This window comes from Pseudomonas sp. ANT_H12B, from assembly GCF_008369325.1.
In the GTDB taxonomy this organism is placed as follows: Bacteria; Pseudomonadota; Gammaproteobacteria; order Pseudomonadales; family Pseudomonadaceae; genus Aquipseudomonas.
Map to the genome: position 1 here is coordinate 183,493 of NZ_VOBI01000012.1, position 7,859 is coordinate 191,351.

Below are 7,859 nucleotides of genomic sequence, written 5' to 3' on the forward strand. Positions count from 1 at the left end.
ACCGAAACGGTGTATCGGGTCTGTGTTCCGCTCCAGCAGAAAACGGCAGCGGTTGTATCGCGGGCGGGTCTGTACACACTGTGGTACAAACCGCCAGATGGCGTTACGGCAAGTCGTATTTCTCACGCACCACATGGCCGATGCCGATGCGATCCAGCACGTTCATCGGGCACAGGAACGTCACGCGAACGGTGCCCGGCAAGCGGCTGATGTCGATGGAGCCGGTGATGGTCGCGCGGTTGAGCACTTCGTCATACGGCAGGCCGGTGACCGAAGCGGCGCGTTTCAAGCCGTTCTCCACCGCGACGTTGAGGTTCTCGCCGCTGCCGATAAAGGTGATCAGCCGCTCTGCTCGATTTCGTGGTGGCCCCAGCGTTCGCCCAGTTCACGAACTTTCTGGCGCTGCTCGGCATTTATCGGCCGGGCCATGGGTGGCAGGTCGTCGAGGTTTTGCAGGAGGACCGGCCCTTCGAGCGTCAGGTTTTTGATGACTTGCACCTGCACTTCGGTTTCTCCGGAGCAATCAGTGGCATGCCCGGCGATCTCGCCGTTGCCTTGCTGGGCGTGCATGTCGCCCATGTACGCCCCCGCACCCGGCACCTTGACCGGGCAAATCAGCACGCAGCCCTCGCGCATCGAACACGATCACGTAGCCGTGGCTGAAGCGAAACGCACTGACCTCGGCACCCCAGTTTTTGCAATGAATCGCCTCCTCGCCGATGCCTTCGACATGGCTGGCCGGATGATCGATGCCGCACTGGGCACGGTATCGAGAGGGGGGCTGGATACATTGAGATACATGCGATCTTTGCACTCACCTCTGAACCCTGTGGGAGCGGGCCGGTGTAAGTCAGGGAAAGTAGATTTCGTCGCTCCGGGCAGCGGTACGTGGACCCCGGACTAAACTTAATGCACTCAGGACGAGCTTATCGTCCTGTTCATTCCCACGACCACCGCCCAGAGGTGAACGCCTCGAAAAACAAGGCTTCTGGACCGTGATCCTGCTGAAGGAGCACACGTGATGGACGAGGCCAGACTCAATGAATTCATGGGCAAACTGGTGAACGACATGGGCGGCGCGGCGATGCTCGCCAACGTCATCCTCGGCGAAGAACTCGGACTGTACCGGGCCATGGCCGACAGCCAGCCAGTCACCCCTGAAGCACTCGCCGACAAAACCGGCTGCAACACCCGCCTGCTGCGCGAATGGCTCAGCGCCCACGCCGCTTCTGGCTACATGGAACACCAGGATGGCCAGTTCCGCCTGCCCGAAGAGCAAGCCCTGGCGCTGGCGATCGAAGACTCGCCGGTCTATATAGCGGGCGGTGTCGGGGTGGTCGCGTCGTTTTTCCATGACAAGGACAAACTGGTCAACGCCATGCGCAGCAACGGTGCGCTGGCCTGGGGTGATCACCATCCGTGCATGTTCAGCGGCACGGAACGGTTCTTCCGCCCTGGTTACAAAGCGCACCTGATCGCCGAATGGCTGCCGGCCCTCGAAGGCGTGGTTGCCAAACTGGAGACCGGTGCCAAGGTGGCGGACATCGGCTGCGGGCATGGAGCGTCAACCGTGATCATGGCCCAGGCGTTCCCGGATTCGCGGTTCGTCGGCTTTGACTACCACGCGCCTTCCGTCACCGTCGCCACCCAGCGCGCCGAAGAAGGCGGTGTGTCCGGGCGTGCGCGGTTCTTCCAAGGCACCGCAAAAAGCTACCCCGGCGACGACTATGACCTGGTCTGCTACTTCGACTGCCTGCATGACATGGGCGACCCGGTAGGCGCGGCGAAGCACGCCTATGACTCGCTGAAACCGGACGGCACGGTGCTGCTGGTAGAACCGTTCGCCAACGATTCGCTCGACGACAACGTTACCCCTGTGGGCCGACTGTTCTACGCCGCATCGACCTTCATTTGCACACCGAACTCGCTGTCCCAGGAGGTCGGCCTCGGGCTCGGCGCCCAGGCGGGCGAGGCGCGGTTGCGCAAGGTATTCACCGAGGCGGGGTTCAAAACTTTTCGGCGGGCCACGGAAACGCCGTTCAACCTGATACTGGAGGCGCGCAAGTAAACACCGATCATCGCCCGGACAGGCCACCTGTCCGGGCGATCCACAAATGCTACCCTGCTGACACTCAAGGTCCTGCGCAGTGTTAACCATGCTCGACAGCCCCCTCCAAGAACAACTCGACCGGCTCCAGCAGCTGATGGCCAATCAACCGTTTGTGGTCCTGACCGGTGCCGGCATCAGCACCCCGTCGGGCATTCCGGACTACCGCGACAATCAAGGCGTGCGGCGCGGTCGGCAACCGATGATGTATCAGGAATTCCTCTCGGCCCCCGAGTCCCGGCGACGCTATTGGGCGCGGGCGATGCTCGGCTGGCCGCGGGTGCGTCAGGCCCAGCCGAACGTGGCCCATGAAGCGTTGGCCAGTTTGCAAAGTTCGCAGCAGATCAGCGGGCTGATCACCCAGAACGTCGACACCCTGCACGACCAGGCCGGCAGCCATGACGTGATCGAACTCCACGGCAGCCTGCACCGGGTGCTGTGCCTTGACTGCGGACAGCGCAGCGAGCGCGATTCGATCCAACGACTGATGGAAGCGCAGAATCCCTACCTGGCCGGGGTAGATGCGGTGCAAGCGCCGGATGGCGATACGCTGCTGGATGCAGCATTTGAAGCGCGCTTTCAGGTGCCCCACTGTCCGCATTGCGCCGGTGAGCGAATGAAGCCGGACGTGGTGTTTTTTGGCGAGAATGTGGCGCAGGTGACGGCGGCAAAGGCGATGGCGGCGGTCGACAAGGCTGCGGGACTGTTGGTGGTCGGGTCTTCGCTGATGGCGTATTCGGCGTTTCGGTTGTGCCGGGCGGTGGCGGATCAGGGAAAGCCGTTGATTGCGATTAATTTGGGCAAGACACGGGCGGATGACCTTCTGGATTTGAAAATAGAGGCGTCGTGTGAGCGGCTTCTACCCCTACTGACGCAACGCCTGTCCCGATGATCGTTCCTACGCTCTGCGTGGGAATGCCTCAACGGACGCTCCGCGTTCGGCTCTCGAAGGGACGCAGAGCGTCCCTGGCGGCGTTCCCACGCGGAGCGTGGGAACGATCAGCGGTCGAGGCGCTGGCCGAGGTTTTCGGCTTTAAGAATATCGAACAACGCCTGCGCCGCCGCCGACAGTTCAATCCCTGGCTTGGTCAACACCCCGATCGCCCGCTCCACCACCGGATCGCGCAAGGTAATGCACCGTGCGCCCAGTTCCCGCATCTGCCCGACACACAACGCCGGCACTGCACTCACCCCCAAACCGCTGGCCACCATCCGCCCAACCGTCGCCAACTGATGGCTTTCAAACTCCACCGGCAATTTCATCCCCCGCGACTGCAAGTGCTCTTCGAGCATCACCCGCACCGTGGACGGTCGCTGCAAAGTGATGAACGGTTCCTTGAGCAAGGTCTGCCAATCGATGTCTTCCCGTTCGGCAAAAGGAGAATCTTTCGGCACCACTGCCACGAAACGATCCATGTACAACGGCGTGAATGCCAGCGATGAACTCTGACTCGGCTCAAACGCCACCCCCAGCTCAACCTGCCGGTCACGCACCATCTCCAGCACCTGCTCGTTGATCACGTCATTCACCGTGACGTTGACCTTGGGATAGCGCGCGCGGAAGGTTTTCAGGATCGGCGGCAGCAGGTTGCCGGCAAATGAGGGCATTGCCGCCAGCGTCACCCGCCCGCGCTGAAGGGTGAAGCGTTGCCGCAGCTCATCCTCGGCGTTATCCCAGTCAGCGATCAGGCGACGTGCCAGTGGCAGCAGTGATTCTCCCTCCGCCGTCAGCGCGACATTGCGCGTATTGCGGGTGAACAGGCGCCCGCCCAGCCCCTCCTCCAGCGCCTTGATGGTCAGGCTCAACGCCGATTGCGACAGGTGCAACCGCTCGCAGGCCACGGCAAAACTCAAACTCTGGGCCACTGCCAAAAATGCCCTGATCTGCTTGACTGTCATGACCACTGGCTCCAACGTAGTACGGATGATTGATTGGTGAGTTTTATCTATCAATCAACCTTAAAAATCAACTTAACAAATAAATCCTTCAGCGAGACACTCCATTCCATTACGGCTAGCCAGCCGCCCACAAAGAATAAAAGAGGTGCATATGGCAGGTTTCGACAAGCGCGTGAGTTCCTACGAGGAAGCTCTGGCAGGTCTTGAAGACGGCATGACCGTGATCGCCGGCGGCTTCGGCCTGTGCGGGATCCCGGAAAACCTCATCGCCGAGATCAAGCGCAAAGGCACGCGCGACCTCACCGTGGTTTCCAACAACTGCGGCGTCGATGGTTTCGGCCTCGGTGTGCTGCTGGAAGACCGGCAGATTCGCAAGGTGGTGGCCTCCTACGTCGGCGAGAACAAACTGTTCGAAGACCAACTGCTGAAAGGCGAAATCGAAGTAGTCCTGACCCCTCAAGGCACCCTGGCCGAAAAAATGCGCGCTGGCGGCGCCGGCATCCCGGCATTCTTCACCGCCACCGGCGTCGGCACTCCGGTTGCCGAAGGCAAGGAAGTGCGCGAATTCCATGGCCGCAAGTACCTGATGGAAGAGTCCATCACCGGTGACTTCGCCATCGTCAAAGGCTGGAAAGCCGACCATTTCGGCAACGTCATCTATCGCCACACCGCCCAGAACTTCAACCCGCTGGCCGCCACCGCGGGCAAGATCACCGTGGTCGAAGTCGAAGAAATCGTCGAACCCGGCGAGCTGGACCCGGCGCAGATCCACACCCCTGGCATCTACGTCGACCGGGTTATTTGCGGCACGTTCGAGAAGCGCATCGAACAGCGCACCGTGCGTAAGTGATCCCCTGCCCCCGGACCGAATGAAGGAATAACAACAATGGCACTTTCCCGCGAACAAATGGCTCAACGCGTCGCCCGCGAAATGCAGGACGGCTTCTACGTAAACCTGGGCATCGGCATTCCGACCCTGGTCGCCAACTACATCCCGGAAGGCATGGAAGTCATGCTGCAGTCGGAAAACGGCTTGCTCGGCATGGGTCCCTTTCCTACTGAAGAAACCATCGATGCCGACATGATCAACGCCGGCAAACAAACCGTGACCGCGCGTATCGGCGCTTCGATCTTTTCCTCGGCCGAGTCCTTCGCGATGATTCGCGGGGGTCATGTCGACCTGACGGTGCTGGGCGCGTTTGAAGTGGACGTCGAAGGCAACATCGCCTCGTGGATGATTCCCGGCAAACTGGTCAAGGGCATGGGCGGCGCCATGGACCTGGTGGCCGGAGCAGACAACATCATCGTCATCATGACCCACGCGTCCAAGGACGGTGAGTCCAAGCTGTTGTCCAAATGCAGCCTGCCGCTGACCGGCGCCGGGTGCATCAAGCGTGTGCTGACGGACCTGGCTTATCTTGAAATCGAAAACGGCGCATTCATTCTCAAAGAACGTGCGCCGGGCGTCAGCGTCGAAGAGATTGTCGCCAAGACCGCCGGTAAACTGATCGTGCCGGATCACGTTCCGGAAATGCAGTTCGCTGCCCAGTGAGGAATCATTCCATGCAAGAAGTCGTCATTGTCGCCGCCACCCGTACCGCCATCGGCAGTTTCCAGGGTGCCCTGGCGAATGTTTCCGCCGTTGACCTCGGCGCTGCGGTAATCCGCCAACTGCTGGCGCAAACCGGCCTGGACGTTGCTGAAGTCGATGAAGTGATCATGGGCCAGGTTTTGACCGCCGGCGCCGGGCAAAACCCTGCGCGCCAGTCCGCGATCAAGGCCGGCCTGCCCTTCACCGTGCCTGCCATGACCCTGAACAAGGTCTGCGGTTCGGGCCTGAAAGCCTTGCATCTGGCCACTCAGGCGATTCGCTGCGGCGATGCCGACGTGATCATTGCCGGCGGCCAGGAAAACATGAGCCTGTCCAACTACGTCATGCCCGGCGCGCGCACCGGTCTGCGCATGGGTCACGCGCAAATCGTCGACACCATGATCAGCGACGGCCTGTGGGATGCGTTCAACGATTACCACATGGGCATCACCGCCGAGAACCTGGCAGACAAGTACAGCCTGACCCGCGAACAGCAAGACGCCTTCGCCGCGGCCTCGCAGCAGAAAGCCACGGCGGCCATCGAAGCCGGGCGTTTTGCCGATGAGATCACGCCGATCCTGATTCCTCAGCGCAAGGGCGATCCACTGTCCTTCGCTACCGACGAACAGCCACGGGCCGGCACAACTGCCGAAGCCCTGGGCAAACTGAAACCGGCCTTCAAAAAGGACGGTTCGGTGACCGCCGGTAACGCCTCGTCGCTGAACGACGGTGCCGCTGCGGTGATCCTGATGAGCGCCGAAAAAGCCAAGGCGCTGGGCCTGCCGGTGCTGGCGAAAATCGCTGCCTACGCCAACGCGGGTGTCGACCCGGCGATCATGGGCATCGGCCCGGTCAGCGCGACTCGTCGTTGTCTGGACAAGGCCGGCTGGTCCATCGACCAACTGGACCTGATCGAAGCCAACGAAGCCTTCGCTGCACAATCTCTGGCGGTGGCCAAGGACCTGGAATGGGACTTGAACAAGGTCAACGTCAACGGCGGCGCCATCGCCCTGGGTCATCCGATCGGTGCGTCGGGTTGCCGTGTGCTGGTGACGTTGCTGCACGAAATGATCAAGCGTGACGCCAAGAAAGGCCTCGCCACCCTGTGCATCGGTGGTGGTCAGGGCGTGGCACTGGCGATCGAACGGGCGTAAAGCGTTCAACAGACGGCGCGGGGACCCACGAATATCCGTTCGCCGTTTGGCAAAACACCCGGTGCGATTCACGTCGCACCGGGTTCTTTTTGTCTGGCCATCAGGCGAATTTCACCAGATTCAGCACTGGCAGCGGACCGCCTGGAAACTGCACCAGCCGCGCCCCGACGCTCAATTCCCCAAGATCGATCCCGAAGAAGCCCAGCTGTTCGATCAGCACCCCCACTTGAGCTTTCGCATCGGCATCATCACCCGAGAGAAACAGCACCCGTCGCCCTCCCTCCGCTGCCGGATCACTTTCCAGAAAACGCGCCTGCAGGTGATTGAACGCCTTCACCACCCGCGCACCGGGCACCCATTCGGCAAACACTTCACTGGACATCCGTCCCTGCAAATCCACCGCTTTGAACGACGGCGCCTCGATCGAGTTATTCGCGTCGATTACGATCCGCCCAGCAAAATCAGGCAAACCGGCCAGCGCGGTCGGCGATTTCGACCAGTTGACCGCCACCAGCACAATCGACTGGGCCGCCGCTTCTTCGCGGGTGCCGGCGCGTGCCGTCGGGCCGAGTTCTTCCACCAGCGAAGCCAGGGTTTGCGGGCCGCGACTATTGGCGATGACAACTTCAATGCCCTGACGGGACAGTGCTTTGGCAAAAGCTGCACCGATTGCGCCGGCGCCGATGATTCCAATTGTGCTCACGGGTATTCACTCCGAGGGTGGTTGATGGCGTGAATACTGCGCTTGTCATTAACACCTGATTAGTCGGTAATGCCTTGAATGATTTTCAAGCTTTACTAGCAGGTGGCAGCCATGGAAACCCAGCGCGGCGAATTGGTGCGCCTGTTACCCGACTGGCACGCCGATGCGGGGCCGATCTCGTTGTACTACCCGAGCCGGACGTTGATGCCGGCCAAGACTCGGGTGTTCATCGACTTTGTGGTTGAGGCGTTTGCGCACAAATGATCGTTCCCACGCGAAGTGAACTGACCCCCAAAGGTTGAACACAACCTTTGGGGGTGTCATGGGTAAGTACACAGAGCAAGTAAAACTGGCAGCAGTGCAGGACTACTGTTCCGGTAGCGCGGGTTTGAGGGATGTGGCACA

Annotated in this window: 7 protein-coding genes and 2 pseudogenes; 6 read left to right on the plus strand and 3 right to left on the minus strand. The window is 60.9% G+C overall.

The window, feature by feature from the left end; genetic code table 11:
* Positions 1-103: 103 nt before the first annotated feature.
* A pseudogene (locus FQ185_RS19665) lies at positions 104-775 on the minus strand (acetamidase/formamidase family protein); the annotation flags it as partial.
* Between the two features lie 246 nt (positions 776-1,021).
* On the opposite strand from FQ185_RS19665, the gene FQ185_RS19670 reads away from it, so the two are divergent.
* On the plus strand, positions 1,022-2,068 hold the full coding sequence (locus FQ185_RS19670; protein ID WP_149418875.1) for a class I SAM-dependent methyltransferase: 1,047 nt from the start codon (positions 1,022-1,024) through the stop codon (positions 2,066-2,068).
* A gap of 88 nt (positions 2,069-2,156) precedes the next feature.
* Positions 2,157-2,999 (plus strand): NAD-dependent protein deacetylase, encoded by an 843-nt coding sequence (locus FQ185_RS19675; RefSeq protein ID WP_149418876.1) that lies wholly within the window; start codon positions 2,157-2,159, stop codon positions 2,997-2,999.
* A 107-nt stretch (positions 3,000-3,106) separates the two neighbouring features.
* On the opposite strand, the gene FQ185_RS19680 is transcribed toward FQ185_RS19675, so the two are convergent.
* Positions 3,107-4,006 carry a LysR family transcriptional regulator gene (locus tag FQ185_RS19680; RefSeq protein ID WP_149418877.1) on the minus strand — a complete coding sequence of 300 codons (900 nt, stop codon included), beginning with the start codon at positions 4,004-4,006 and terminating at the stop codon, positions 3,107-3,109.
* 151 nt (positions 4,007-4,157) lie between these two features.
* Between FQ185_RS19680 and FQ185_RS19685 the strand changes: the two genes are divergently transcribed.
* Genes FQ185_RS19685 through FQ185_RS19695 form a run of 3 tightly spaced genes read left to right on the plus strand, consistent with a single transcriptional unit; the run spans position 4,158 to position 6,751 of the window.
* Positions 4,158-4,856 (plus strand): CoA transferase subunit A, encoded by a 699-nt coding sequence (locus FQ185_RS19685; RefSeq protein ID WP_149418878.1) that lies wholly within the window; start codon positions 4,158-4,160, stop codon positions 4,854-4,856.
* 36 nt (positions 4,857-4,892) lie between these two features.
* Positions 4,893-5,558, plus strand: a complete 666-nt coding sequence (locus tag FQ185_RS19690) for a CoA transferase subunit B (protein ID WP_054051104.1) — start codon at positions 4,893-4,895, stop codon at positions 5,556-5,558.
* An 11-nt stretch (positions 5,559-5,569) separates the two neighbouring features.
* Entirely contained in the window at positions 5,570-6,751 is a 1,182-nt protein-coding gene (locus FQ185_RS19695) for an acetyl-CoA C-acetyltransferase (RefSeq protein WP_123367263.1), read from the plus strand.
* Between the two features lie 100 nt (positions 6,752-6,851).
* On the opposite strand, the gene FQ185_RS19700 is transcribed toward FQ185_RS19695, so the two are convergent.
* On the minus strand, positions 6,852-7,454 hold the full coding sequence (locus tag FQ185_RS19700) for an NADPH-dependent F420 reductase (RefSeq protein WP_149418879.1): 603 nt from the start codon (positions 7,452-7,454) through the stop codon (positions 6,852-6,854).
* 114 nt (positions 7,455-7,568) lie between these two features.
* Here FQ185_RS19700 and FQ185_RS19705 point away from each other — a divergent pair.
* Positions 7,569-7,718 (plus strand): annotated as a pseudogene (locus tag FQ185_RS19705) (LysR family transcriptional regulator); the annotation flags it as partial.
* Positions 7,719-7,859 lie beyond the last annotated feature (141 nt).